This is a genomic window from Polaromonas sp. P1_F1, assembly GCF_056405795.1.
In genome coordinates, this window is sequence record NZ_JBFUBJ010000003.1 from 481134 (window position 1) to 505130 (window position 23997).

The following is a 23997-nucleotide window of genomic DNA, read 5'->3' on the forward strand; positions in this document are numbered from 1 at the left end:
GCCTATATCTAATGCTTGAACACGCAACCGGTAATCACCTTGAAATCTGATTCTGGTGGTCCGGCCCGAGGATTTACTCCAGACTTCAGCGGGATACAACACTTACGGCGTCTGAAGCGTTCCATCTACAAGTCGGGTTTGCGTCCACGTTGTTATGACATTTTCACAGGGGTACTTTTTGGCTTCCACTTCGTCCAGATCCACACCCAGGCCTGGCTTGTCATTGGCGTAGACATAGCCATTCTTGAACTCCGGGAGTCCGGGAAATACATCCAGCAAAGCAGCTTGGGGGCCTTTCAACTCCTGGATCACAAAATTGGGAGGCTCCGTACCGGACCACTCCTGAACACCGAAATTCCGGGCCGCCAGATCAATATGAATATTTGCCGCATGAGCCAACGGTGACATATCGCCCGGGCCATGCCATGCCGTTCTTACACCGAATTGCTCAGCAAAAATCTGCAATTTTCTGCCAGGCGTGATTCCGCCGATTTGACTCAAATGAACCCGGATGTAGTCAATCAACTGTTCGGTGATCAGAAACTTCCACTCGTAAGGGTTGTTAAACAGCTCGCCCTGTGCCAAGGGGATGCTGGTCTTGGCGCGCAGCTGGCGCATCCAGTTGCCTTCTTCCAGCGGAATGGCGTCTTCCAGGAAAAACAGGTCAAACCGCTCCAGCTCGTGAGCGAACTTGATTGCCTCAATAGGCTTCAGGCGCTCATGCACGTCATGACAAAGCGCTACATCAAAACCCACCTTGTTGCGAATGCCGTCAAACAATTCGAGCGTGTCACGCATGTATTTTTTGCTGTCCAGGTAGACACCATCCAGTGACCCCTTTGGGGCGTTGGATGGTGCCGGTCCATAACCACCACCGCCGTAGCCACCGCTTTGACAGCGAATGTGGGTGATACCCTGCTCCTGGTACTTCTGGATGTTGTCGCACAGCTCGCTCAGGTCCTTTCCGTCCGCGTGTCGATAGATAGGTACGCCTTCGCGGCACTTTCCACCAAACATCTGGTACAGCGGCATGTTGGCCATCTTGCCCTTGATATCCCACAACGCCATGTCCACGCCCGAGATGGCGTTGTTCTCGATAGGCCCGTTGCGCCAGTAGGCGTTCTGGTGCATCAGCTGCCACAGTTCCTCGATGGCCGTGGCGTCGCGGCCCAGCAGCAGCGGCCGCAGATACTGCTCCAGCAGGCACTGCACCGCCAGGTGCCGGTAGGCAAAGGTCGCGCAGCCCAGGCCGTACAGGCCCGCCTGGTTGGTCTCGATCCGCACCACCAACAGGTTGATGCCCTCGGGCGCGGTGAGGATGACTTTGACGTCGGTAATCAGGGTCGCCATTGCATGCTTTCTCAATCAAAGTTCAGTAAGACCTTCATCGCCTGCGAGCGATCTGCAGCGAGTGCGAACGCGCGAGCCGAGTCACGGTAGGACAGCGTGGCCGAGATCAGCGGCTTCACGTCCACCAGCCCCTTGTTCAGCAGCTCCACGGCCATGGCGAATTCCTCATGGAAGCGGAAGGCACCGCGCAGGTCGAACTCCTTGGCCACCAGGGTGTTGATCGGCAGCGTCATCTCGCCGCCCAGGCCCAGCTGCACTAGGATGCCGCGCGGCCGCAGGGTGTCCAGCGCGCCGCGCAGCGCGCGCTCGTTGCCGCTGGCTTCGAACAGCACGTCGAACTGGCCTTTGTCAGCTTTGAAGCGCGCCAGGCCCTCGGGCTCGTCGGCTACGTTGATGGCCTCATCGGCGCCGACTTTCAGCGCCTTGCCCAGGGTGTGGTCGCTGACATCGGTGGCCACGATATGCGCGGCGCCGGCGCGCCTGGCCGCAAGAATCACCAGCGCGCCAATCGGCCCACAACCCGTGACTAGCACCGACTTGCCCAGCAGCGAACCGGCGCGGCGCACCGCATGCAGCGCCACCGCCAGTGGCTCGGCCATCGAGCCTTCGCCATCGCTGACACTGGCCGCCAGCCGGTGCGCCTGGTGCGGCTCGACCACGATCTCCTGCCGAAACGCGCCCTGCACATGTGGGTTGCGCATGGCGCTGCCGTAGTAGCGCATGTCCAGGCAATGGTTCTGCAAACCCTGCTGGCAGTAGCGGCACTGGCCGCAAGGGTTGCTGGGGCAGACGGCGATGCGCTCGCCCGCAGTGAAGCCGGTTACATCGTCGCCCACCGCCTCGATGACGCCAGCGATCTCATGGCCTAGCACCATCGGCTCCTGCAGACGGATGGTGCCGAAGCCCCCGTGGTTGTAGTAGTGCAGGTCCGAGCCGCAGATGCCGCCGCAGCGTACCCGCACGCGCAACTGGCCGGGGCCGAGCTCGGCGGTGGGAAAGGTTTCGACGCGCAGGTCGCCGGCGGCGTGGATGACGAGTGCTTCCATGGTGTTGTGCCTTTGTACGCAGATTTACTTCTGCAGATGGATGTCGCCGGCGGGGTTCTTGAGCCGGTCGAACGCGTTGTTCATGAAGACCTGGAAAGTGGCGGAACAGCTGTGCCGTCACAACACGGCGAGCATGCCGCCATCGACGTAAATGATTTGCCCGCTGACGTAATCAGAGGCCGCGGAGGCCAGGTAGACCGCGGTGCCGGCCAGCTCGTCGGGCCGGCCCCACCGGCGTGCCGGGGTCCGGGCCTTGACCCAGGTGTCGAAGGCGGGGTTCTGCAACAACGCGGTGTTCATCTCCGTGGCCATGTAGCCGGGACCGATGGCGTTGGCCTGGATGCCGTGCTCGGTCCATTCGGCGGCCATCGCACGCGTCAGCATCTTGATACCGCCTTTGGCCGCCGTGTATGGACCGACCGTGGCGCGCGCGGCCTCGCTGGTCAGCGAGCCGATGTTGATGACCTTGCCACCACGGCCGCGCGCGATCATGCGTTTGGCAGCCTGCTTGCCGACGATGAAAGCGCTGGTCAAGTTGGTGTCGATCACGCGCTGCCAGTCCTTGAGCTCCAGATCGACCAGGGGCATGCGGTGCTGGATGCCGGCGTTGTTGATCAGGATGTCGACTTCTATGCCTTGCTGGTCCAGCGACGCGAACGCGGCGCCAACAGCCGCTTCGTCGGTCACGTCGAACGGCAGGCCCAGCGCGTCATGGCCCAGGGCGCGCAGCTGGGCCACGGCCTGCGCGACCTGCTCGGTGTTGCGCGCGTTGATCACGACTTTGGCGCCCGCCTCGGCCAGGCCGTGCGCGAATCCGTAGCCCAGGCCGCGGGCGGACCCGGTGATGAGCGCCGTGCGCCCGGTCAAGTCAAACAGTGTGGGCATGTGGTTTCCGTTTCGTTGTGTCAGTTATCGATGTGGTGTCCGGCCCGGGTTCAGGGCCGGTCCAGTGCGGTGTGGACGCTGCCGCCGCGCAGGCCGACCTCGCCCAGACCCGGAAAGCGGACCTGAACATCGGCATCCTTCGGGCTGGGGATCGCGCCTACCCAGGAGCCCGTGGTGACTACCGTGTTCGCTGCAACCGTGCGTCCGCCGCGCGTGGCGTGGCGCAGCCAGATCGGCATCAACCACAGTGGATCGCCCAAGGAATAGGCGCCCGTGTTGGCGATGATCGGAGCCCCGCCGAAGCGAACTTCGCAGCGCTGACTAGCCCAGTCGTGCGCCCGCCAGGGCTTCCATTCGCCCAGAATCAGCGCGCCATGCGAGCCCTGGTCGGCCAGCCGCAAGGCGGCCGGTGCCTGCAGCCCTTCATCCCAGCGCGAATCTGCGATCTCGATGGCGACGGCCATTGCATTCACCAGGGCAGGACCATCGGCGTGACCCAGGCGCTGTGCGCGCTCGGGCGTCACATCTTCTGCAAGGCGCAACACGATCTCTGCTTCCACAGCGGGGGTATGGAAGGAAAAATCTGCCAGCGACTCTCCAGCCACCCGCACGCCTGCAGACGGCAGGGCCGCATGGCTGAGCACGGAGTCGCGGGACGCCCCGCCCGACTTCCAGTAGCGCGGCCCGCCATCGGCAAACCAGCCGAGCGCCTGGGCCACGGCGTCCTGGACGGCATAGGCCTCGTCGTCGGTGCTCAGCGCGGCCCGCAAGGGCTCGGTCGGGGCCGTTTGGCCGAAACGGCGCGCCGCGACCAGAGCGGCTACGACTTCTTGCGCGGCCGTGGGCAGGGTTGGAGAGGAATGCGCGTTCATGACTTAGGCCAGAGCACGTTGTTCAGTGGCCGGCCGTCCAGCCAACGCTGAATGTTGTCGGCCATGGTCTCCTGGCGCCGGCGCACGGTGCCCGAGGTCCAGCCCGACATGTGCGGGGTCATGAGCAGATTCGGCAGCGACGCGAAATCCAGGCGCGACGGCGTGCACTCGGCTTGGTCGGGCGTCGGATAGCTGTACCAGGTGTCGATGATGGCGCCGCCGATGCGGCGCTGGGCCAGGGCGTCGTATAGCGCCTGCTCGTCGATCACCGGGCCGCGCCCGACGTTCAGGATCAGGGCGTCGGGCCGCATGGCGGCGAAGGCCTCGGCCCCGACGATACCGGTGGTCTGTGCCGTCAAGGGCAGCGAGACCACGATGGCGTCGGCCGATGCCATAAAAGCGGGTAGCTGGTCCAGGGTAAAGGCCTGGTCTACGCGCTCATCGTGGATGGGGCTGCGGTTGGCCACCGTGACCCGCATGCCAAAGGCCTTGGCCCGTGCCAGGATGGCCTGGGAGATATGGCCGAAGCCGAGCAGGCCCAGCGTCTGGGCGCCCAATTCGCTGCGCAGTGCCGTCGGTCGGCCGGCCCAGTAGGTCCAGCGCCGCTGGCGCAGATCGGCATCGGCCTGCGCCAGCGGCACATGGCGCTGCAGCAAGGCGGCCATCACGTATTCGGCGATGGCGTGCTCGTGGCCGAAGCAGTTGCACAGCACGGTGCCGTGCGGCAGCAGCGCCGTGTCGATGGCATCCGTGCCTGCAGAAGGCGCGTGGAACAGGCCTGCTTGCCTCGGTACCGGCATCTCACGGTTCAGCTTGATGCCGACGATGACGTCAGCGCTCTCGTAGTGTTCGCGCTCGCCGGGGCCGGCCAGCGTGTCGCTCAGATCGATGATCTGGTGCCGTGGGTCGACCAGGGCCTCGAAACCCTGGCGAAAATTAGCGGCGTTCTCGCCGTGGAATACGATCTTGATAGTTTTCATGAGCTGTCGTGGTGTCCTGGGTAAAGGAATCGTCATCGTCATTGCAGCGCCGGCACGCGGATGCGCTGGCCGTCGCGCTCGAACAGCACGGCCTCGCCGAGGTCTAGCGACAACTGCACGGGCTGGCCGGTGCGCAGATCGCTGTAGCCTTGGACCACGACCATCACGTCGTCGCCGCTCTGGCCGTCCTCGCTGTGGGCGGTGTTGGCATGGTCGAGCTTGATGCTGACGATGGACTCGGCTCCCACGTGCTCGACCAGGGCCACCTGGCCCGCCAGCACGCCGTTGCCCAGGCCCAGCGCCTGCGGACGGATGCCGAGCAGCACATCGCGTGGTGCGTGTTGCCCCAGCGCCGCCAGATGCTCGGGCAGGGGCAGCACCGTCTTGCCGATGATCAGACCGCGCGGCTCGATGCGCGCCTCGATCAGGTTCATGGGCGGTGTGCCGATGAAGCGGGCCACAAAGGTGTTCGCCGGATCGGTGTAGATCTCGCGCGGCGTGCCGAACTGCTGCACCTCGCCGTCGCGCATCAGCGCGATGCGGGTGCCCATGGTCATCGCCTCGATCTGGTCGTGTGTCACGTAGACGAAGGTGCCCCCGACTTCACGGTGCAGCTTGATGATTTCGGCGCGCATTGAGGTGCGCAGCTTGGCGTCGAGATTGGACAGCGGCTCGTCCATCAGGAACACATCGGGCTGGCGCACCATGGCCCGGCCCAGCGCCACGCGCTGGCGCTGGCCGCCCGACAGCGTGCGTGGGTAGCGGTCGAGCATTTCAGTGAGCGCCAGTGTCTTGGCCGTGCGGTCGACCAGGTCGCGCACCGCCGGCGTCTGCTCGATGCGCCGCTTGGCGATGCCTCCAATGAGGGGCAGATGAAACCACCAGCGGTGCTCGCGCATGATCAGCGGGAAGGTGATGTTGCGCCGCACTGTCATGTGCGGGTACAGCGCATACGACTGGAACACAAAGGCCATGTCGCGGGCGCTGGGCGGCAAGGTATCGACACGGCGCGCACCGACGTGGACTTCGCCGCTCGTGACCTGCTCGAGGCCGGCCAGCATGCGCAGCAGGGTGGACTTGCCGCAGCCCGAAGGGCCGAGCAACACGACGAATTCGCGGTCGGCGACGTCGAATGTGATCTGATTCGCGGCCTTTTTTCCGCCGAAGATCTTGGTGACGCCCTTGAGGGAGATGGATGCCATGGTGAATGTCCTTAGCCCTTGACGCTGCCGGCGGTCATGCCGGAGACGACGTAGCGCTGCACGAAAAGATAGAAGATGACGGCGGGCAGGGTGTACATCAGCCCGATGGCCATCACGGTATGCATGGGCGTGTTCAGCTCGCCCACGAAGCCGGCCAGGCCGACCGAGGCGGTCTGTAGCCCCTGGTCACTGATCAGGGTCTGGGCGAACACGTATTCGTTCCAGCCATGGAAGAAGGCGATCACGGCAGCGGCGGCCAGGCTGGGCGCCACCAGCGGCAGCACCATGGTCAGCACAATGCCCAGGCGCGAGCAGCCGTCGATGCCGGCGGCTTCCTCGATATCGATGGGCACGCCGTCGACCGCCCCCTTGAGGATCAGCGTGATCACCGGCACCGTGAATGCCGTGTTGGCCAGGATCAGGCCGGTCAGGCTGTTCAGCAAACCCAACTGGCCAAAGATCGCGTACAAAGGCACGACCAGCATGGCTTCGGGCAGCATCTGCGTAACGAACAGCGCCACCCCCAGGATGGCGACCGCCCGCATGCGGTAGCGCGACAGCACATAGGCCGGAAAAATGGCCAGTACGATGCTGAGCGCGGCCGTGCCGAAGGCGACGATGGCGCTGTTCTTCAGCCAGGTGGCGACGGCGGTGGCGCTGAAGGCGTGGCCGTAGATCGCCGCTTGCGACCAGTCGGGCAGCAGGTGCGGCTTGGGTGCAAACAGGTCCGGCGACGAGGTCAGCGAGGTCACCAGCATCCAGTAAATCGGGAACGCGGCCACGCCCAGCAGCGCCAGCACCAAGATCATGCGCAGCGCGTGGCTCCAGGACAGCGTGCGGCTCATCGCTGCCCCTTGGCGCGCTCGACGCGCTGTGTGTAACGGAAATAGACGATGGTGATGAGCAGCGCAATCGACAGGCCCACCATGCCGACGGCGGCGCCCTGACCCAGATCGCGGTACACAAAGGCCCGGCGGTACAGCTCGATCACCATGGTGTTGGTCGAACCGATCGGGCCGCCCTGGGTCATGAGCCAGATCAGGTCGAAGCGGCGCAGGGACCAGATGGTCAGGAACAGCGCGAGCAGCGCCACCGAAGGCTGGATGGTCGGCCAGACTACGGCGCGAAACACGCTCAGCCGGTCCGCGCCGTCAATCACCGCGGCCTCGCGCAGTTCCGAGGACACCCCCTGCAAGGCGGCCAGGATGACGACCGAGGCGAACGGGAAGATCTGCCAGATGGTCGTCAGCAACACCGCGGGCAAGGCCAACGCCGGACTGTCGAGCCAGCTCTCCAGGCTGACCGGCCCGCCGAGCGCGCCCAGCAGATGGTTGAAGATGCCGTACTGACCGTTGTAGATCCAGATGAAGATCAGCGCCACGGCCACTGGCGGTGCGGCCCACGGAATCGTCACCAGCGCCCGCGCCAGCCCCCGCCCGCGGAACGGCGCGTTAAGCAGCAGAGCGGCCCCCAGGCCCAGGCCAATCGCCACCACCACGCACACCACGGTGTAGATGGCGGTGATCAGAAAAACCTGGCGGAACTCCTCCTGCGTTACCAGATCGATGTAGTTCCGCAGCCCGACATAGGTATGCCGGCCAGGAGACAGCAGCGCGGTAGACGTGAAGCTCAGATAGAACTCCTGCACCAGGGGATAACCCTGGAACAGCAGCAGATACAAGGCTACCGGTGCGGCGAACCAGTAGGGCGTCCAGTCGCGCTTTGTCCTCGGTGGCGGCGCGGCGCCGGCCGGAGATGTTGCAGCATGCATGGGAAAGGTCTGCGGTGGGCTGGCTTACTTGCGCAGTACGCGCGACAAGGCCGTACGCTGGGCGTCGTCCATCGCCTTCTTGGGGTCCATGCCACCTTGCAGCACCTTGAGCACCTGCTCCAGCACGATCTGCTGGATCTCCGGCGTCTTGACCTCCAGGCCCTGCACCAGCTGCGGCACGCTGTTCACGGCCTGGTCGTCATAGACCTTTAGCCAGGGCCGCTTGGCCATCATCTCCGGGCTGCGCTCAATCACCGTGGCCACATTGCTCGCACCCAGCAATTCCTGCAAGTCCTTCTGATTCTCGGGCTGCAAGGTCCACTTGATAAAGGCTTCGGCCGCTGCTTTGTGCTTGGTGTTGGCATTGATGGTCAGCGCCGTCAACACCATGCCCTGGGCCCGCGTCGGGAATGGCGACGGCGCGGCGGCGAACGCCAATTCGGGTGCCTGCTGGCTGAAGATGCCGGCCACACCGCCGTTGTCGACCTCCATCGCCACCTTGCGCTCCCAGAACATACGACGGTAGGTTGCGGCGTCCGCCCCCTTGGGAATCACGCCGGCGTCGTAGATCTTCTTGTAGGCGGCGACGCCCTCAACCACCTTGGGATCGTTCAGGGTCAGATTGCCTTTCGCGTCGCTCCAGCGGCCACCGAAGCCGTAGACGAAGTTGCACAGGTCCTGCCAGAAGCCGTTGCCCTCAGCCATGGTGGCGCGGTACGCGTAGCCATAGACACCGTTGCCGGTGGCCGCCTTGGCGCTGGCCAGAAATTCGTCGAAGTTCGCCGGCGGCTTGCCGCCCTTGAGCAAGGCCGGGTTGTACAGCAGCACGTAGTTGCTGAGCTCGAACGGCACGCCATAGCGCTTGCCGCCCACCATCATGTATTTGTCGGGCTCCGTGAACCTGTAGTTGCCGCCCTTGAGCAGATCGTCCAGCGGCAGGATGCTCTTGCTGTTCACGGCTGCGTAGTAATCGATCGCGTCCATGCGCACGAGATCGGGCCCCGCGCCGCCGCCCATTTGCGTGAAAACTGTCTTGGCAAAGCTCCCGAAAGGAATGGCTATGGGTTGGATTTCGGCGGTAGCCTGGCTCTTGTTGAACTTCTCAACCCAGGCCTTGAGACGCTCGCCGCGGCCGGCCTCGCTGAACGTGACAGCCGCAAAGGTCAACGTCTCCTTCGTTTGAGCACCGGCAGCCACCGGCATGCCACCTATGACGAGAGCGCCCGCAAGCGCCACCACACCAGCTGAAAGGCTTGACAGTTTTTTCATGCATGTCTCCATAAATGCGGACACGTCGGACCGCGAGTGTTGTTGGAAGTGGCGCACGGTTTCCGTGGCCGATTAGCAAGGCACAAACGAAGAATACTGTGATATTTCACAAAGATTCTCGTGGTTTACCCGAATAATTATTGGAGCTCTTCCTTTTTTCGGCACGCCTCCGCCAGCCTAGAAAATGAAGGAAAAATCCCTGCGCCACTCATGGAATATCAGGGTATGCTTTCCTTTCCATGAGGTGTGCGATAGATGCACGAATGGACCCCATGTATTTGAAAGAGCACTATGGCTTCGCCCTCCCGCCCTCGTCCCCAACTGGTTGCAGCCAATGCCCCTGCGGAGGAGGCGCCTCGCCGTCGCAGTCAGGTCAACCTTTCCGACCAGGCTTACGAGCGGATCGAAGAATTGCTGATCTGCTGCGAACTCCGGCCCGGCCGATTCCTGGCAACTCATGATCTCCAGGCGCTCGTGGGATTTGGCCGCACGCCGGTTCACCAAGCCGTCAGCCGACTGGCGGCTGACACGCTGCTCATCGTTACGCCGCGCCACGGCATCCAGATCGCCCCGATCGACCTGACCCGGGAACGGGTGCTGCTGCGCCTGCGGCGCGATATCGAACGCTTTGTCATCCGGCTGGCCACAGAACGCTCGGGGGCCTCCCAGCGCAACCAGATGCTGCATATCCGCCGCCAGCTGGTTGAGCACGGCGGCGAGATGACAATCGAGCAATTCAACGTGATCGACAGGCGCATCGACCAGCTTTTCCTGGCGGCGGCCAATGAGCCCTTCGTCGAAAGCACTTTGCGGCCCCTGCACACCATCTTCCGGCGCATCGGCTGGATCTATCACATGCAAACGGCCCACAGCGTCAAGCTGCAACGCACCGTAGACGGCCATATCGCCGTGATCGATGCCGTTGCCAAAGGGCAGGTGGACACCGCGATTGCAGCGTCAGACGACCTCATGGACTTCGTCGAGAGCATGTTTGACGTCCTGGAGCGCGAGGTTGCCCCAACGTTGCTCGACTGCAGCCTGGATTCTTTCGATGACACTTTCTTGCGCTCGCCACTTTCGCGAAATGGGCGTCCATCGTGATGAATTCCGCTGAAGTCGTAAACACGCCCAACTGTGCACTGAGGGGATGCTGCTAAGTTAATGGAGAACGCCAAGGAACGTCCGCCGCAGGATATTAGTCACGTGAGGCCGACGATTATCTGGCGCTGATACGCTAGCAAGGCTTCGACTTCGGCCGAGCCAGGATAAAGAAGCCACAGCACGAGTAACTCTGTTTGTTCGTCGCTGTTATTCAACAATTTGTCAACATTGTGTCCGACAAATTGTTAATTACCACGTCATGAAAGGAGCACCAAGACCGACAAGGTCACGGTAATTTTCCTTTGAAATCATCAAGTTAGGCTCTTTATCAACATTTTTTGAGGGCTGGCACGGTTGGTGCGATTGGAGATGGGTCTACCACCCAACCTACTGAACCAACATGACAATCGCCACACCCGCCCGTGCAGCTGAAGCAAGCCAATCGTCTATCAAAACGTATCTGCGTGCCATCGACCGCATTGGCCTGGAAGCTTTCGCAGAACGAGGCCGCAACAACCCCGCCTCCCGCGGCACCAACAAGGTTCACACCGTCGTCGACGGAAAGTTCCGCACCCTGAGCTACGTCGGCGACCACACGCCTGTCGTCGTGGACGAGCCGCCTCACCTCTTCGGCCAAGACACCGCGCCGGCACCCGGCGAAATCGTTCTGTCCGGCCTGGGTGGTTGCCTGAGCGTCGGCATCACTGCTGTCGCCACCCATCGCAACGTCAAGCTAACCAAGCTGGAAGTCTTCCTTGAAGGCGACATCGGCAACCCGGCAGCCTGGGGTGCCGGTGGCGCCCAGATGCAACCAGCCGAAATGGGCTTCCAACAAATCCGCGTCAAAGTCCTCATCGAAGGTGACGCCCCTCGCGAAGTCCTGGAAGAAATCGTCAGGCACGCGAACCTCTATTCGCCGGTCGCCAACACGATGCGCAATCCCGTCCCTTTCGCCATCGACCTGGTCTAAGCAGCAAGTCTGGAACCCATCATGTCAGCGGTACTTCAGACGGCAGAGGCGAACACCGATACCGGTGCTCGCCGCGCGACGATGCTCGAGGCCGTGCGTGCGATAGCGAACGGCCCGCTAGCGGCGATGGTCGAAGAAATCGACCGGGCCGGCACTTATCCGGAGGCCATCATGCGTGCATTGGGCAAGACTGGCGCCTACCGCGCTCAGACCTCGCTTGATGGCAACCCGGACTTTGTGGCGGCGATCCAGGCCATCAGAGAGGTTTCGCGCGTCTGCGGCGCTACCGGATTCATGGTGTGGTGTCAGGCTGCCTGCACGCTCTACATGGAGCAAAGCGGCAACCCCGCGCTCGCCGGCGAAGTGTTACTGCGTCATGTTGATGGTGACGAGTTGGGTGGCACGGCATTGAGCAATCCCATGAAGGCCATGACCGGCATCGAACAGATGCTGCTCAAGGCAGAAAGGGTGGGTTGCGGATACGTCGTCAATGGAACTCTTCCCTGGGTAAGCAACCTGGGCAAGGATCATTACTTCGGCGCCGCCGCCACTGTGGCCGGAGAGGACGGCATGTCCCATGAGGTCATGTTCATGGTGCCCTGCAACGATTCCGCTATCGAGCTGCGCGAATGCCCGTCGTTTGCCGGCATGGAAGGCACCGGCACCTGGGGTGTTCGTTTTACGGACTTCATCGTCAGCGCCGACCGCGTTATCGCCGATCCCGTGCGTCCTTTCCTCGACAAGGTTCGCGCAAGCTTCATCCTGCTGCAGGTTGGCATGGGCCTGGGTGTTGCCCAAGGCGCGATAGACACCATGTGGGATGTCGAGCAGCAGCTCGGACATGTGAACCAATTTCTCGAAGACCGTCCCTCGGACCTGCAGACCGAACTACATGCATTGACGGAGCGGACTTTCACACTTGCACGCATGATCAACGAGGGCGCCAAGCCGCCGTTGCTGGATGTTCTTGATGTGCGCGCCCATGCTTCCGAACTGGCACTTCGCTCCGCACAGTCCGCACTGCTGCACCAAGGCGCCCGCGGCTACCTTTTGTCGTCACCGGTGCAGCGCCGTGTCCGCGAATCGCATTTTGTGGCCATCGTGACACCTGCGCTCAAGCATCTCCGTCGGGAGATGGCCAAGCTCAGCAGCCCGGTGATGCCATCATGAGCACGCGGGTCTCCTTGCAGGAAACGATGGACGAAGCAGTCGTCGCCTTCCGGCAATACATCTGCCGTGCCTGTGGATTCATTTACGACGAGGCTGAAGGCGACCCTGACAGCGGTCTGGCTGCCGGCACCAGGTATGAAGACATTCCCGACGACTGGGAGTGCCCCCTGTGCGGTGTCACCAAATCCGATTTCGAGCTTTACGTGGTGCAAGCCCGAGTCGAGCAATGTGCGTCGCAAGCAGTCGTCAGCCCTCGCGGAGATTCGGGTGTCGTGATTGTCGGCGCCGGCAGCGCCGGCTGGCAAATGGCGCGTGCATTAAGGGAGAAAGACGCCGGAATTCCGATCACACTGGTCACCAGCTGCAGCGGCGACAGGTACGACAAACCCCTGCTCTCAGTTGCGCTTGCGAAGGCGATCGGTCTTCCTGCGCTGGTCAAGGAAACAGGAACCCAGGCCGCCACGCGACTGAATGTCCGGCTGATGGCAGAAACCCATGCAGTCAGTGTGTGTGCTGGTGCGAACGCTCTTCGGACCACCCGTGGAACCGTCAAGTACCGTCACCTGGTGCTCGCCCACGGGGCGATTCCAAGGCCGGATCCAAACTTGCCGCCCGACATCTGCTGGGCGATCAACGATCTGCGCTGCTACGCCAAATTTCGGAAAGCCATCGCTGCATCCGGCAGGCCCCAGCGAATTGTTGTGGCCGGCGCAGGCCTGGTGGGCTCTGAGTTAGCCAACGACCTGGCCATGGCTGGACATGATCTCGTGCTGATCGACATTGCCGACAGGCCGCTGGCCAATCTTCTGTCTGCAAGTTCATCCCAGGAGTTACTCAGGGCTTGGGAAACATTGTCCATCCGGTTTATCGGTGGCACGCGGGTCAAGTCGGTTGCGAAGGCTGCCAGCCGTGTGGCGGTGGTGACGGAAAGCGGCCTCGCCATTGAATGCGACCATGTGCTTGCGGCGACCGGGCTCCAAACACCGAACCGCCTGGCGCAGAGCGCTGGACTGGGCTGGAACAACGGTATAGCGGTTCAGCCAGACGATCTGCGCACCGGCATTGCGAACATCCACGCATTGGGTGATTGCATCAGCATCAACGGGCAGGCCATGCGCTACATCGAGCCGATCGCAAGCCAAGCCAAGGTTATCGCAGCCAACCTTATAGGTGACGAACCGCTTTTTTACACACACGCCCGTCCGGTCGTCCGGGTCAAGACCGCGTCGCGCGGCTTCACCGTCTGATCTCCCCATCCATCCGAATTCCGACCCACCCTGCCGAAAGCCCCCATGCGCTATTTCGATCCGTACGACGCCGACAAACCGCTTGTCATGAACTGCGCTTGTGGTCGCCATTCGTCTCACGATGAACACGAAGCCGCCAGCTCTGCTCTTGCAGCGAAAGAGTTGATCCGTCGCAGCCAGACTTCAACCTTCGAGGACTATTCCAACCAGTTCATCGAAGCAAGCCTCGTCAAGGCAATCTTTCCGCAAGATGTCGTGCGGCGACGATTCCTGCGCGCTGTCGGAAAAGGCGCCGCCATGGGAGCAATTTCCAGCCTGTTGCCGGTCGCCAGCCTCCAGGCAATGGCCCAGGAGCGTGGCGCAATCGAGAGGAAAAACCTGAAGATCGGGTTCATCCCGATCACCTGTGCCACGCCGCTCATCATGGCCGAGCCTCTCGGCTTCTACAGCAAGCAGGGCCTGGAAGTCTCCCTGGTCAAAACCGCCGGCTGGGCGCTGGTGCGCGACAAGATGCTCAACCGCGAGTACGACGCCTCGCACTTCCTTTCGCCCATGCCCCTGGCCATCTCGATGGGTTTGGGTTCGACCGTGCAACCGATGAATGTCGCAACAATTCAGAACGTGAACGGTCAGGCCATCACGCTGGCGCTCAAGCACAAGGCAAATCGGGACCCGAAGAACTGGAAAGGCTTCAAGTTCGCGATCCCGTTTGAGTTCTCGATGCACAACTTCCTGCTCCGGTACTACCTCGCCGAAGCAGGCCTCGACCCGGATCGTGACGTGCAGCTGCGCGTTGTGCCGCCGGCAGAAATGGTCGCAAATCTACGTGCCGGCAACATCGACGGGTTCCTGGGCCCGGACCCGTTCAACCAGCGTGCGGTAGTTGAGGAAGTCGGATTCATTCACCTCCTGACACGCGATATCTGGAACGGCCATCCTTGCTGCGCTTTTGGCACGTCGGCGGAGTTCATTCAGAAAAACCCGAATACCTTCGCAGCGCTGTATCGCGCAGTGCTAACGTCAGCCGCCATGGCGCGCGACGCCAAGAATCGCGAACTGATCGCCAAGGTGATCGCGCCTCAAGCGTATCTCAACCAGCCTGAAGCGGTCGTGGCGCAGGTTTTGACCGGCAAGTTTGCCGATGGCCTGGGCAACATCATGAACGTTCCCGCACGCGTGGACTTCGATCCCATGCCTTGGCAGGGGATGGCGGTCTGGATGCTGACCCAGATGAAGCGCTGGGGCTACATCAAGGGCAGCGTTGACTACAAGCAGGTCGCTGAAAAGGTCTTTTTGCTGACCGATGCCAAGAAGACCATGCGCGAATTGGGTCAACAAGCTTCCGACGGCGGTGCTTATCCCAAATACGAAATCATGGGCAAGACCTTCGACCCCGCGAAGGCGCAGGCCTACGCAGACAGCTTCGCCATCAGGAAGGCCTGAGCCATGACGGACCCAAAACAACTTCGACTCCGCGCGGGTGTGCTCTCGGTGATGGTTTTGGTGGTCATCCTGGCCATCTGGCACATCGCGACGCTGCCAATAGCCGCTTCCAAACCCAGCATGACGGCTGAGCAAGTGGAATACGCCAAGCTGATGGGTAAGGACCCGGGGGGCCTCAACCCGGCAGAAACGAAGTCGTCATTCCCGACGCTGGCTCAAATGGGCTCAACGATTGCCAGGCAGCTGTCGAATCCCTTCTACGACAACGGCCCCAACGACAAAGGAATCGGCATTCAGATCGCCTACTCCCTCGGTAGGGTCGCGTTGGGCTTCAGCCTGGCAGCGCTGTTTGCCATTCCCTTGGGCTTTCTCATCGGTATGAGCCCGTTGGCGTATCGAGCGCTTGACCCTTTCATCCAAGTGCTCAAGCCGATCTCGCCTTTGGCCTGGATGCCCATCGCGCTCTACACCATCAAGGACTCATCCATCTCCGGAATCTTCGTGATCTTCGTCTGCTCGATCTGGCCCATGCTGACCAACACGGCCTTCGCGGTCGCGGGGGTTCGCCGCGAGTGGCTCAACGTGGCCCGCACCCTCGAGGTGAGGCCGATGCGCAAGGCGCTGCAAGTCATCTTGCCCGCGGCGGCCCCGACGATCTTGACGGGCATGCGCATCAGCATGGGCATTGCCTGGCTGGTCATCGTTGCCGCAGAGATGCTGGTCGGCGGTACCGGCATCGGTTACTTCGTCTGGAACGAGTGGAACAACCTTTCGCTCACCAACGTGATCTTTGCAATCCTCGCTATCGGTGTTGTGGGCATGGCCCTCGACATGGCTTTTGCCAAAGCACAGAAGGCGGTGACCTATGCGGACTAAAGAAACCAACGCCAAGAAGGCCTCTGTCTTGCTGAAGGTGGAAGGCCTGACCAAGTCCTACGTCGCCGGAGCGGAGCCTGTCTTCGACAGCGTCAACTTCGAGCTGGCCGAGGGCGAGTTCGCCTGCATCATCGGCCACTCGGGCTGCGGCAAAACCACCATTTTGAACGTCTTGGCGGGCCTGGAAACAGCCAGCGGCGGCGTGGTCATCATGAACGGCCGCGAAATCTCCGGGCCGAGCCTTGATCGCGGCGTGGTTTTCCAAGGCCACGCCCTAATGCCCTGGCTGACCGTGCGTAAGAACATCGCGTTTGCTGTGCGAAGCAAGTGGCCGGGTTGGAACGCGGCGCAGGTCAAGGAGCACGTCGAGAAGTACGTGGACCTCGTCGGGCTGAACCATGCAATTGACAAAAAGCCCTCGGCCCTGTCCGGCGGCATGAAGCAGCGGGTCGGCATCGCCCGTGCCTTCGCCATCCAGCCCAAGATGTTGCTGTTGGACGAACCCTTCGGCGCACTTGACGCCTTGACACGCGGCACCATCCAGGACGAACTTCTGCGGATCTGCCGCGAAGCCAACCAGACCGTCTTCATGATCACACATGATGTGGACGAAGCGATCCTGTTGGCCGACAAGATCCTGTTGATGAGCAACGGTCCGCAGGCCCGTGTTGCTGAAATCGTGGTTAACACGATGCCCGTCGACCGCCAGCGCGCGACGCTGCACCATGTTCCGCAGTACTACAGCATCCGCAACCACTTGATGGACTTCCTTGTGGCTCGCTCGAAGGACCTTTCCCATGGTCGTGCGCCGGCCAAACCCCCTTTTGTGCATCCTGGCCTGAACGCCATTGACGCCAGCGAGCAGCCCGTCGAAGACGATGCCGCGGTGGCACCGGTCCGGTTGCAGCGCGTGGTCTAACTCCCCACCCCCCGTTTTTCATCCCTCCATCACAGGAATACTCATGAGCCGTTACGAAGTCACCGAAAAAATCATCGCCGCCAAGGTTTCCAAAGAACTGAAGTGGGCCGAAGTAGCCGCCAAGGTCGGCCTCAGCAAAGAATGGGTCGCCTCCGCCTGCCTGGGACAGATGACGCTGAGCAAACCTCAGGCCGCCATCCTGGCCGAGATCTTCGATCTGACCGAGGAAGACGCCAAGTGGTTGACCGTGACTCCCTACAAGGGCTCGCTGCCAACCTCGGTGCCAACCGACCCGCTCATTTACCGCTTCTACGAGATGGTGAACGTCTACGGAACAACCTTCAAGGCGCTCATCCATGAAGAATTCGGCGACGGGATCATGAGCGCCATCGACTTCAAGATGGACCTGCAGCGAGAGAACGACCCGAACGGCGATCGCGTCCGCATCGTCATGAGCGGCAAGTTCCTGCCCTACAAGCAGTACTGATACACCACCCCGACAGCATTGCGCCAGAACATCGCGCCCGTTTTTTTCATGATGCTGACCCTTGTTTACGGTGCCGCAGTCGGTCTCGTACTCGGCTTCACGGGTGCAGGTGGCGGCATCCTTGCAGTCCCTGCTTTGGTTTTGGGGATGGGCTGGCTGCCACAAGCCGCCACACCGGTCGCATTGTTGGCCGTTGGATGCTCTGCAGCGCTGGGTGCTTTCGATGGGCTGCGCAAGGGTCTCGTTCGATGGCGCGCCGCGCTGCTGATGGCGTCACTCGGCATCTGCTTTTCTCCCGTCGGCGTCTGGATTGCCCATGCCCTGCCCCAGCCGGTGCTCATGACGCTGTTTGCGGCTGCCATGTTCTTTGCCGCCGCGCGCCTGCTGCGGCAGGACGTACGGAGTGCTTCCGCTAGTGGCGACCTTCCAGCAGAGGTGATCTCGGCCGCAGAGAAGAATTGTGTTCTCGATCCGTCTACAGGGCGTCTGCGCTGGACCTCTCGATGTACTGCGACGCTGTGCTGCATCGGGTCGTGCTCGGGGTTGCTCACCGGAATGCTGGGAGTCGGAGGGGGATTTCTCATCGTTCCAGCCTTCCGCCAATGGACTGACATTCGCATGCACGGCATCGTTGCAACCTCCCTTTTTATCATCGCTTTAGTGTCTGTAGGCGCGACTGCCAGCGCCCTTCACGCTGGAGCTCAAGTTGGTTCTGCAGGTCTTGCCTTCATCTTGGCGGCGATGACCGGGATGCTTGCAGGCAGGCAGTTGGAGCCTCGGGTGCGCAGCAAGACTCTGCAGACCGGCTTCGCCTCCCTCTGCATCGCGGTGGCCGTGGCGCTGCTCTATCGAACCTGGTTTGCTTAAGGCGCCCTTGCTCCATGACCTTGCCCGCCTCACCTCGAGTTGAAGCCTTTTTCGACACCGACTCATCCACATTTACCTACGTTCTGTACTCAGGAGATGGAAGCGACTGCGCGATCATCGATTCGGTACTGAACTTCGATCCCAAGGCTTCCCGAACGCACACGACGTCGGCAGAATCGGTCATCGCATTCGTGCGTTCACATCAACTGCGCGTGCAATGGTTGCTCGAGACACATGTACATGCGGATCACTTTTCCGCCGCGTCTTATCTGCAGCAGATCCTTGGCGGCACGATCGCTGCAGGCTCCGGCATTCTCAAAGTCCACAACGCGTTTCAGAAGATTTTTCACCTCGCACCGGAGGTCAGGCTCGATGGCTACCAGTTCGGCCATTTGTTTGAGCCGGACGAGCAGTTCTCCGTCGGTCCGTTGAGGTTGCATGCCATGCACGTGCCCGGGCACACGCCGGCCGATGTAGCCTACGCTGTTGATGGCGCAGCAGACGAGCCCACCCTCGCTTTCATTGGGGACACGCTTTTCATGCCGGATGTCGGCAGCGCCAGGTGTGACTTTCCCGGGGGCAGCGCGCGCACCCTTTTTTACTCGGCACGGCGGCTACTGCAATTGCCTCCCGGGACCTTGCTCCTGTTGTGCCATGACTACCCGCCCGACGGGCGACTACCCTGCTTCGAAACAACAGTGGCGCAGCAGCGCGCGGCAAACATCCATTTGCGCGACTCCATCACCGAGGAAGAATTCGTCGAGATGCGGCAGCGCCGGGATGCAACTCTCAGCATGCCTGCGCTGATCTTGCCCGCGATCCAGGTGAACATCCGGGCGGGTGAGCTTCCGCCGCCCGAGGCGAATGGCGTCAGATACCTGAAAATACCTTTGAACGTTCTGTAGCGGTATCAGCATCTTCGATGCTTGGTACTATGTTGTCAAAAGCCCGCCACGTACGACGCCGCATATCCCCAGCTGGACAAGAATGGTAAAAGCACCTGAAAACCGGCACGCCGGCACAACTCGAAACGAACCAACCTGGCGTGAACAGGAACACCTTCTGCTCGGTGAAGTCATGCGCCTGGTTGGCAAGAGCCTGGCACCACACGTGGTTTTCAGGGAGATGTTGCACCTCATGTCCGAGCTCCTCGGCTTGAACCGGGGGCGCGTCGTATTGCTGAATTCCCTGAACGAGGCCATCGACCATCCGCCGTCATCGGACGAGGGAGCGTCCATCCGTTTCGCCTACGGCCTGACCAAGGCTGAGATTTCGCGCGGAACCTATGCGGTGGGCGAGGGCATCACAGGAGCGGTCTTGGCTACCGGGCAGCCCGTCATCGTGCAGAATATCGATGCGGACGCACGGTTTTTGGCCAAGTCCGTCAAGCGCGACCAACTCCCGCCTGAAACAGTTGCCTTCATCGCGGTGCCCATTGAGCTCGCCCGCGTCACCGTAGGGGTGCTGGCTGCTCACCGGATACGCCGCAGGAACCGAGCCATCAGTGAGGACGTCGCGGTGATGCGGCTGCTGGCCACCTTGGTGGGGCAAATCCTGCAGTTGCGTCAACTCGTGGCCGCTCAGACGCGTGCACTTGAGAGCAAGAACGAGATGCTGCGCAAGGCATTGGAATCCGCTACGGCCCGGTACGGAATTATTGGACGCTCGCCTGCGTTGCTGCGAGCGCTGGAGGAGCTCGAGCGCGTTTCCCGCGCATCGGCCAGCGTATTGCTCCTGGGTGAGTCCGGCACCGGCAAGGAGCTGTTTGCACGCGCCCTGCATTTGGCCAGCGATCGCCACGATGGCCCTTTCATCAAGGTGAATTGCGCAGCCATCCCGGAGACACTTTTCGAATCGGAACTTTTCGGCCACGAAAAGGGGGCATTCACCGGTGCGTCGACCTCGCGCGCCGGGTGGTTCGAGCAGGCCAATCAAGGGACAATCTTCCTGGACGAGATTGGCGAGATGCCGCTCGCGATGCAGGCAAAGCTGCTTCGCACACTGCAGGAGGGAACCATCATCCGGCTCGGCGCGAAGCGAGAGATTGCGATCAGCGTGCGCGTGGCTGCGGCGACCAATCGGGACTTGTCAGCCGAGGTGGAGCAAGGCAATTTCCGGCAAGACCTGTTCTATCGGTTGAACGTCATCCCGATCCGGCTGCCTTCACTGTCCGAGAGGCGCGAAGACATCCGTCCCTTGGCCCTCCACTTCCTGAACCGGACCAACCAGCAGAATCAGCGAAATGTCCATTTCACGACTCAAGCGCTCGAAGCTCTTGAAGAGCAGCCATGGCATGGCAACATCCGGGAGCTTGCCAACGTCATCGAGCGGACCGTGCTGCTCACAGACCAGTCGACCGTCTCCCGCAAGGAAATTGAAGCCTGGCTACCTGATTCGAAGAAGACGAAACCCGGAGGGCGCGAGAAACCGTCCATCAAATTTACCTCGCCCGCTCACCAGGTCCCTTTGGTGCGGGACTACCTCCAAAGTACCTCACATGGTCCAGAAGAGCTCCAAAAGGCCATGAGTCTTCACGGCGGAAATCAGTCCCGAGCGGCTCAGTCTTTGGGTTTGACGCCAAGGCAGTTCGGTTACCGTTGGAAAAAAATTAGCGATCATTGATGCAGGATCGCGCCTGATGCTGGACTGCATGCGCCGGCTGAATCCACTCAGCACGGAGACGACGAATGGGAGGCCACAATTGTGGCGGCCTACCACCGTCCGAGTGCCTGCGTTTCTGGGTCCTTTCGACGACTCAGGCGCCACACTGGCGGTCTTTCGTAGTCATTCTCTCCACGCCCCCATTCCCGATCGGAATGACTCGCTCGGAATGCTCATTTGCGCGCATCTTCCTGGTGCCCTCTACTCAGTCGCGTGCCTGCGTTACCCACGAGGGAAATTCCGTCACGTAAGATTTTTCCATTCAACTGAAGCGGGCAAGAGATGCAGCAGAGACGACCGATACCTGATCGGATCAGCAGAATCTTCCTCTAAATTCTTATTTTTTGATTGGACGTCGGGAACGATGAGGCTTTGGGGCGTCACTCCATAGCAAAATGATTTCATCAAAGCTGGAACGCACCACTTCAGGGCGAGATAGTGCCCATCCGACGACTGCCCCGCCTTCAAGCGCACTCAACAATACTTTCGCCGCACGCTCTCCATCTGGAGCCTTCGTGAATTCACCTTTGGCCTTGCCGATGTCAACCACTTTCTCCAACCAAGCAAGATGCATATTGAAGAATTGGACAGTCTGGTCACGCATGCTCTTTGGAAGCGTACCAAGTTCTGCCGCAAGCGCAGTACAAAGCGGAAACGAGCCATCCTCAAGGATCTCCGTAAAAAACTCTGCGTAGAAAGCAAGCCGGTCCGCTGCGGTTGGCTGGCAAACGAGAGTGTCGTCCAGCGTGGCTTTGAAGTTTACAAGATAGTCGCTAACGATTGCTACACCGAGATCTTCTTTAGTCGGAAAGTGGTGATGAATGCTCGGCTTTCGGATGCCTGCCTGTTCAACCAAATCGGCGTAGCTGAAATCTGAGTAGCCACGTGTGCGCAGCAGGTGCTCGGCTGCCTCCATGATCTTTGTACGGGTAGTGTTTTCCATGCCCAAATAATACCTTCTGATTGGTAGCTTTGCTGCCTGAGGTTCGGCATGCGCGCCACCGCCTTCTAGTGAAGGTACGCGTTGTACGCTTTCTGCATCATCTCAGCCTAACACCAACACTTTCTACGTGCAGATACGATCAAGCGGTTAGTTTGCATGGAGCTACCTAACCGCTTTGCAGTGCTGCGAAATAAAAAGATGCCTAGCAGAGGCGCGCCGAGACCTTCACCGGATTTGCCAATGTGTCATGGATCGGCGAATTCATTGGCAACTCACGAACCAACTCTTCCAGCTGTTCTCGAGTGGAAGAGCTGCTTTCCAGTTTCACATCGACATTGATACCCTGAGCGCCTTTGCGGATTTTTTCGTCTAGGCCCAGAAAACCATTGAGATTGATATCGAAACTCAGATCGAGTTCAATGCCGTCAAGATCGATGCCCTTTGCGGCTGCCATTGACGCAAGAGTTACCGTATAGCATCCTGCCAACGCTTGCAAAATGTACTCCGCTGGGCTTATACCCGTGTCAGTTCCAAGCAATGAAACAGGCTCGTCGCTTATAGCTGAATATTTTCCGGAACGACTTTGATCAGCTTGTCCGTTTTGAATCAAGGGACCAGTTTCACCCACAAAGACCAAACCCCCCTTTGCCGCGCCGCGAACCTTGAACGTCACGTTACCCAGTTCGGGTTGCTTGCGCACAGCGTTCTGCGTTTCGCGAATGGCCTCGATACTAACGAACGGCTTAGTTACATTTTTCATTTTTTCTCCTGAGAAATCGATTGGATTAAATTGCGTCTTGACTCGCTGGGGGGTTACACCAGAAAATAACTTCTACCTACTAGAAGGCTCATGAATATTCAGCCAAGAAAGTAGTGCTGCTCGTAAACGAGATTGCACCCCGCCCCTAAGACCAAAACACGCTTAGGTTTCATGAGGAGGCACCCCATTACGTGTGCCTAGTACAGATGCTCAATGGCACCAGTCGTCGGTGCAACATGGGCAATTGTCACGACGGCTTGCGAAATGGCACTGGTTGCAATGAGCCCTATTGCAGTGAGAACCAGGCCATAGTGTTGAAATTTCAGATGCGTATCTCCTTACTATTGGTGTGTTGCTTGAGGGTTTGGACTGAGTTTCACCAATGGTGAATTACCCGATCCAACAGACGTGGGAAGTAGCGCCTCTCAATCAACAATTGATCCCAAACTATTCACCCAAGTAGGCAGCACGCACCTTGGGGTCGTTAAGCATTTCCTTGGCCTCACCATTCATGGTGACCAGGCCGGACTCCATGACGTAACCGCGGTTGGCAATGCCGAGCGCGCGGCTGGCGTTCTGCTCGACCAGCAGCACCGTCACGCCGCGGGCTGAAACGTCCTTGACCACTTCGAAGATCTTGTCGACCATGATGGGCGACAGGCCCATGGAGGGCTCGTCCAGCAGCAGCACCTTGGGCCGGCTCATGAGCGCGCGGCCCATGGCCAGCATCTGCTGCTCGCCGCCGGACATGGTGCCGGCCAGCTGATCCTTGCGCTCGCGCAGGCGCGGAAACAGCACGAACATCTTTTCGATGTCTTCGGCAACGCCCGCCTTGTCGCTGCGAATGTAGGCGCCCATCTGCAGGTTTTCGGTAATCGTCATGCGGGTGAAAACGCCGCGGCCTTCCGGCACCATGGCCAGGCCTTCTTTGACGAGGTCCCAGGCACCACGGCCCTTGATGCTCTTGCCGAGGTATTCGATGTCACCGCCCAGCATCGGCAAGGTGCCGGTGATGGCTTTCATGGTGGTGGTCTTGCCGGCGCCGTTGGAGCCGATCAGGGTCACGAGTTCGCCTTCGTGGACTTCGAAGTCAACGCCCTTGACCGCCTGGATGCCGCCGTAAGCGACCTTCAGGCCGGTCACCTTCAGGAGTGTGTTTGCTGCCATGTTCTTGCTTT

The 23997-nt window shown here is 60.7% G+C and carries 23 protein-coding genes; 11 read left to right on the forward strand and 12 right to left on the reverse strand.

The annotated features are described in order from the left end of the window. Positions 1-102: 102 nt before the first annotated feature. The 9 genes from AC1DZE_RS11575 to AC1DZE_RS11615 all read right to left on the reverse strand — a co-directional run bounded on the left by AC1DZE_RS11575 (position 103) and on the right by AC1DZE_RS11615 (position 9375). Positions 103-1350: an enolase C-terminal domain-like protein gene (locus AC1DZE_RS11575; protein WP_477673626.1), complete on the reverse strand. Its 1248-nt coding sequence runs from the start codon at positions 1348-1350 to the stop codon at positions 103-105. Positions 1351-1361: 11 nt separating this feature from the next. Then, the gene (locus AC1DZE_RS11580) at positions 1362-2396 is read right to left on the reverse strand and encodes an L-idonate 5-dehydrogenase (protein ID WP_477673625.1); all 1035 of its coding nucleotides are present in this window, start codon (positions 2394-2396) and stop codon (positions 1362-1364) included. Positions 2397-2513: 117 nt separating this feature from the next. Beyond that, positions 2514-3281, reverse strand: a complete 768-nt coding sequence (locus AC1DZE_RS11585; RefSeq protein ID WP_477673624.1) for an SDR family oxidoreductase — start codon at positions 3279-3281, stop codon at positions 2514-2516. Positions 3282-3331: 50 nt separating this feature from the next. Then, positions 3332-4153: a 2-keto-4-pentenoate hydratase gene (locus tag AC1DZE_RS11590; protein WP_477700055.1), complete on the reverse strand. Its 822-nt coding sequence runs from the start codon at positions 4151-4153 to the stop codon at positions 3332-3334. Continuing rightward, positions 4150-5133: a 2-hydroxyacid dehydrogenase gene (locus tag AC1DZE_RS11595; protein ID WP_477673277.1), complete on the reverse strand. Its 984-nt coding sequence runs from the start codon at positions 5131-5133 to the stop codon at positions 4150-4152. Before AC1DZE_RS11595 ends, AC1DZE_RS11590 begins: the two co-directional genes overlap by 4 nt. A gap of 38 nt (positions 5134-5171) precedes the next feature. Continuing rightward, entirely contained in the window at positions 5172-6335 is a 1164-nt protein-coding gene (locus AC1DZE_RS11600; protein ID WP_477673276.1) for an ABC transporter ATP-binding protein, read from the reverse strand. Positions 6336-6346: 11 nt separating this feature from the next. Beyond that, positions 6347-7180 carry a carbohydrate ABC transporter permease gene (locus AC1DZE_RS11605; protein ID WP_477673275.1) on the reverse strand — a complete coding sequence of 278 codons (834 nt, stop codon included), beginning with the start codon at positions 7178-7180 and terminating at the stop codon, positions 6347-6349. Next, entirely contained in the window at positions 7177-8106 is a 930-nt protein-coding gene (locus AC1DZE_RS11610) for a carbohydrate ABC transporter permease (RefSeq protein WP_477700056.1), read from the reverse strand. Before AC1DZE_RS11610 ends, AC1DZE_RS11605 begins: the two co-directional genes overlap by 4 nt. A 24-nt stretch (positions 8107-8130) precedes the next feature. Continuing rightward, positions 8131-9375 carry an extracellular solute-binding protein gene (locus tag AC1DZE_RS11615; protein WP_477700057.1) on the reverse strand — a complete coding sequence of 415 codons (1245 nt, stop codon included), beginning with the start codon at positions 9373-9375 and terminating at the stop codon, positions 8131-8133. A 291-nt stretch (positions 9376-9666) separates the two neighbouring features. On the opposite strand from AC1DZE_RS11615, the gene AC1DZE_RS11620 reads away from it, so the two are divergent. The 11 genes from AC1DZE_RS11620 (at position 9667) to AC1DZE_RS11670 (ending at position 21077) form a co-directional block, all read left to right on the forward strand. Further along, positions 9667-10476, forward strand: coding sequence for a GntR family transcriptional regulator (locus AC1DZE_RS11620; protein ID WP_477674539.1), 810 nt, complete (start codon positions 9667-9669; stop codon positions 10474-10476). 400 nt (positions 10477-10876) lie between these two features. Continuing rightward, positions 10877-11446: an OsmC family protein gene (locus AC1DZE_RS11625; RefSeq protein ID WP_477700058.1), complete on the forward strand. Its 570-nt coding sequence runs from the start codon at positions 10877-10879 to the stop codon at positions 11444-11446. A gap of 21 nt (positions 11447-11467) precedes the next feature. After that, on the forward strand, positions 11468-12616 hold the full coding sequence (locus tag AC1DZE_RS11630; protein ID WP_477674116.1) for an acyl-CoA dehydrogenase family protein: 1149 nt from the start codon (positions 11468-11470) through the stop codon (positions 12614-12616). After that, positions 12613-13863 (forward strand): FAD-dependent oxidoreductase, encoded by a 1251-nt coding sequence (locus tag AC1DZE_RS11635; protein WP_477674117.1) that lies wholly within the window; start codon positions 12613-12615, stop codon positions 13861-13863. Before AC1DZE_RS11630 ends, AC1DZE_RS11635 begins: the two co-directional genes overlap by 4 nt. 45 nt (positions 13864-13908) lie before the next feature. Then, the gene (locus AC1DZE_RS11640) at positions 13909-15306 is read left to right on the forward strand and encodes a CmpA/NrtA family ABC transporter substrate-binding protein (RefSeq protein ID WP_477700059.1); all 1398 of its coding nucleotides are present in this window, start codon (positions 13909-13911) and stop codon (positions 15304-15306) included. Positions 15307-15309: 3 nt separating this feature from the next. Next, positions 15310-16182, forward strand: a complete 873-nt coding sequence (gene ntrB, locus AC1DZE_RS11645) for a nitrate ABC transporter permease (protein ID WP_477672545.1) — start codon at positions 15310-15312, stop codon at positions 16180-16182. Beyond that, positions 16172-17101, forward strand: coding sequence for an ABC transporter ATP-binding protein (locus AC1DZE_RS11650; protein ID WP_477700060.1), 930 nt, complete (start codon positions 16172-16174; stop codon positions 17099-17101). The genes ntrB and AC1DZE_RS11650 overlap by 11 nt, the downstream gene beginning before the upstream one ends. A 43-nt stretch (positions 17102-17144) precedes the next feature. Beyond that, the gene (gene cynS, locus AC1DZE_RS11655) at positions 17145-17588 is read left to right on the forward strand and encodes a cyanase (RefSeq protein WP_477672547.1); all 444 of its coding nucleotides are present in this window, start codon (positions 17145-17147) and stop codon (positions 17586-17588) included. A 48-nt stretch (positions 17589-17636) separates the two neighbouring features. Then, positions 17637-18455, forward strand: coding sequence for a sulfite exporter TauE/SafE family protein (locus AC1DZE_RS11660; RefSeq protein ID WP_477672552.1), 819 nt, complete (start codon positions 17637-17639; stop codon positions 18453-18455). A 14-nt stretch (positions 18456-18469) separates the two neighbouring features. Beyond that, the gene (locus AC1DZE_RS11665; RefSeq protein ID WP_477672548.1) at positions 18470-19360 is read left to right on the forward strand and encodes an MBL fold metallo-hydrolase; all 891 of its coding nucleotides are present in this window, start codon (positions 18470-18472) and stop codon (positions 19358-19360) included. Positions 19361-19442: 82 nt separating this feature from the next. Further along, positions 19443-21077 carry a sigma-54-dependent Fis family transcriptional regulator gene (locus AC1DZE_RS11670; RefSeq protein ID WP_477672549.1) on the forward strand — a complete coding sequence of 545 codons (1635 nt, stop codon included), beginning with the start codon at positions 19443-19445 and terminating at the stop codon, positions 21075-21077. Positions 21078-21453: 376 nt separating this feature from the next. Here the strand turns inward: AC1DZE_RS11670 and AC1DZE_RS11675 are convergent, their stop codons facing one another. From AC1DZE_RS11675 to AC1DZE_RS11685, 3 genes are all read right to left on the reverse strand, one after another. After that, a complete protein-coding gene (locus AC1DZE_RS11675) occupies positions 21454-22059 on the reverse strand; it encodes a TetR/AcrR family transcriptional regulator (RefSeq protein WP_477672550.1) in 606 nt (201 codons plus the stop codon). A gap of 202 nt (positions 22060-22261) precedes the next feature. Then, the gene (locus tag AC1DZE_RS11680; protein WP_477672551.1) at positions 22262-22819 is read right to left on the reverse strand and encodes an OsmC family protein; all 558 of its coding nucleotides are present in this window, start codon (positions 22817-22819) and stop codon (positions 22262-22264) included. A 447-nt stretch (positions 22820-23266) separates the two neighbouring features. Further along, the gene (locus tag AC1DZE_RS11685) at positions 23267-23986 is read right to left on the reverse strand and encodes an ABC transporter ATP-binding protein (RefSeq protein WP_477700061.1); all 720 of its coding nucleotides are present in this window, start codon (positions 23984-23986) and stop codon (positions 23267-23269) included. Between the last annotated feature and the right edge of the window lie 11 nt (positions 23987-23997).

What these genes read in the sequence shown, in the direction of transcription:
- ntrB (WP_477672545.1), top strand. Translation starts at nt 15,310, where the DNA reads ATGACGGACCCAAAACAACTTCGACTCCGCGCGGGTGTGCTCTCGGTG.
- AC1DZE_RS11670 (WP_477672549.1), top strand. Translation starts at nt 19,443, where the DNA reads ATGGTAAAAGCACCTGAAAACCGGCACGCCGGCACAACTCGAAACGAA.
- AC1DZE_RS11585 (WP_477673624.1), bottom strand. Translation starts at nt 3,281, where the DNA reads ATGCCCACACTGTTTGACTTGACCGGGCGCACGGCGCTCATCACCGGG.
- AC1DZE_RS11640 (WP_477700059.1), top strand. Translation starts at nt 13,909, where the DNA reads ATGCGCTATTTCGATCCGTACGACGCCGACAAACCGCTTGTCATGAAC.
- AC1DZE_RS11675 (WP_477672550.1), bottom strand. Translation starts at nt 22,059, where the DNA reads ATGGAAAACACTACCCGTACAAAGATCATGGAGGCAGCCGAGCACCTG.
- AC1DZE_RS11665 (WP_477672548.1), top strand. Translation starts at nt 18,470, where the DNA reads ATGACCTTGCCCGCCTCACCTCGAGTTGAAGCCTTTTTCGACACCGAC.
- AC1DZE_RS11605 (WP_477673275.1), bottom strand. Translation starts at nt 7,180, where the DNA reads ATGAGCCGCACGCTGTCCTGGAGCCACGCGCTGCGCATGATCTTGGTG.
- AC1DZE_RS11610 (WP_477700056.1), bottom strand. Translation starts at nt 8,106, where the DNA reads ATGCATGCTGCAACATCTCCGGCCGGCGCCGCGCCGCCACCGAGGACA.
- AC1DZE_RS11635 (WP_477674117.1), top strand. Translation starts at nt 12,613, where the DNA reads ATGAGCACGCGGGTCTCCTTGCAGGAAACGATGGACGAAGCAGTCGTC.
- AC1DZE_RS11685 (WP_477700061.1), bottom strand. Translation starts at nt 23,986, where the DNA reads ATGGCAGCAAACACACTCCTGAAGGTGACCGGCCTGAAGGTCGCTTAC.
- AC1DZE_RS11580 (WP_477673625.1), bottom strand. Translation starts at nt 2,396, where the DNA reads ATGGAAGCACTCGTCATCCACGCCGCCGGCGACCTGCGCGTCGAAACC.
- AC1DZE_RS11600 (WP_477673276.1), bottom strand. Translation starts at nt 6,335, where the DNA reads ATGGCATCCATCTCCCTCAAGGGCGTCACCAAGATCTTCGGCGGAAAA.
- AC1DZE_RS11620 (WP_477674539.1), top strand. Translation starts at nt 9,667, where the DNA reads ATGGCTTCGCCCTCCCGCCCTCGTCCCCAACTGGTTGCAGCCAATGCC.
- AC1DZE_RS11625 (WP_477700058.1), top strand. Translation starts at nt 10,877, where the DNA reads ATGACAATCGCCACACCCGCCCGTGCAGCTGAAGCAAGCCAATCGTCT.
- AC1DZE_RS11575 (WP_477673626.1), bottom strand. Translation starts at nt 1,350, where the DNA reads ATGGCGACCCTGATTACCGACGTCAAAGTCATCCTCACCGCGCCCGAG.
- AC1DZE_RS11660 (WP_477672552.1), top strand. Translation starts at nt 17,637, where the DNA reads ATGATGCTGACCCTTGTTTACGGTGCCGCAGTCGGTCTCGTACTCGGC.
- AC1DZE_RS11680 (WP_477672551.1), bottom strand. Translation starts at nt 22,819, where the DNA reads ATGAAAAATGTAACTAAGCCGTTCGTTAGTATCGAGGCCATTCGCGAA.
- cynS (WP_477672547.1), top strand. Translation starts at nt 17,145, where the DNA reads ATGAGCCGTTACGAAGTCACCGAAAAAATCATCGCCGCCAAGGTTTCC.
- AC1DZE_RS11650 (WP_477700060.1), top strand. Translation starts at nt 16,172, where the DNA reads ATGCGGACTAAAGAAACCAACGCCAAGAAGGCCTCTGTCTTGCTGAAG.
- AC1DZE_RS11615 (WP_477700057.1), bottom strand. Translation starts at nt 9,375, where the DNA reads ATGAAAAAACTGTCAAGCCTTTCAGCTGGTGTGGTGGCGCTTGCGGGC.
- AC1DZE_RS11630 (WP_477674116.1), top strand. Translation starts at nt 11,468, where the DNA reads ATGTCAGCGGTACTTCAGACGGCAGAGGCGAACACCGATACCGGTGCT.
- AC1DZE_RS11595 (WP_477673277.1), bottom strand. Translation starts at nt 5,133, where the DNA reads ATGAAAACTATCAAGATCGTATTCCACGGCGAGAACGCCGCTAATTTT.
- AC1DZE_RS11590 (WP_477700055.1), bottom strand. Translation starts at nt 4,153, where the DNA reads ATGAACGCGCATTCCTCTCCAACCCTGCCCACGGCCGCGCAAGAAGTC.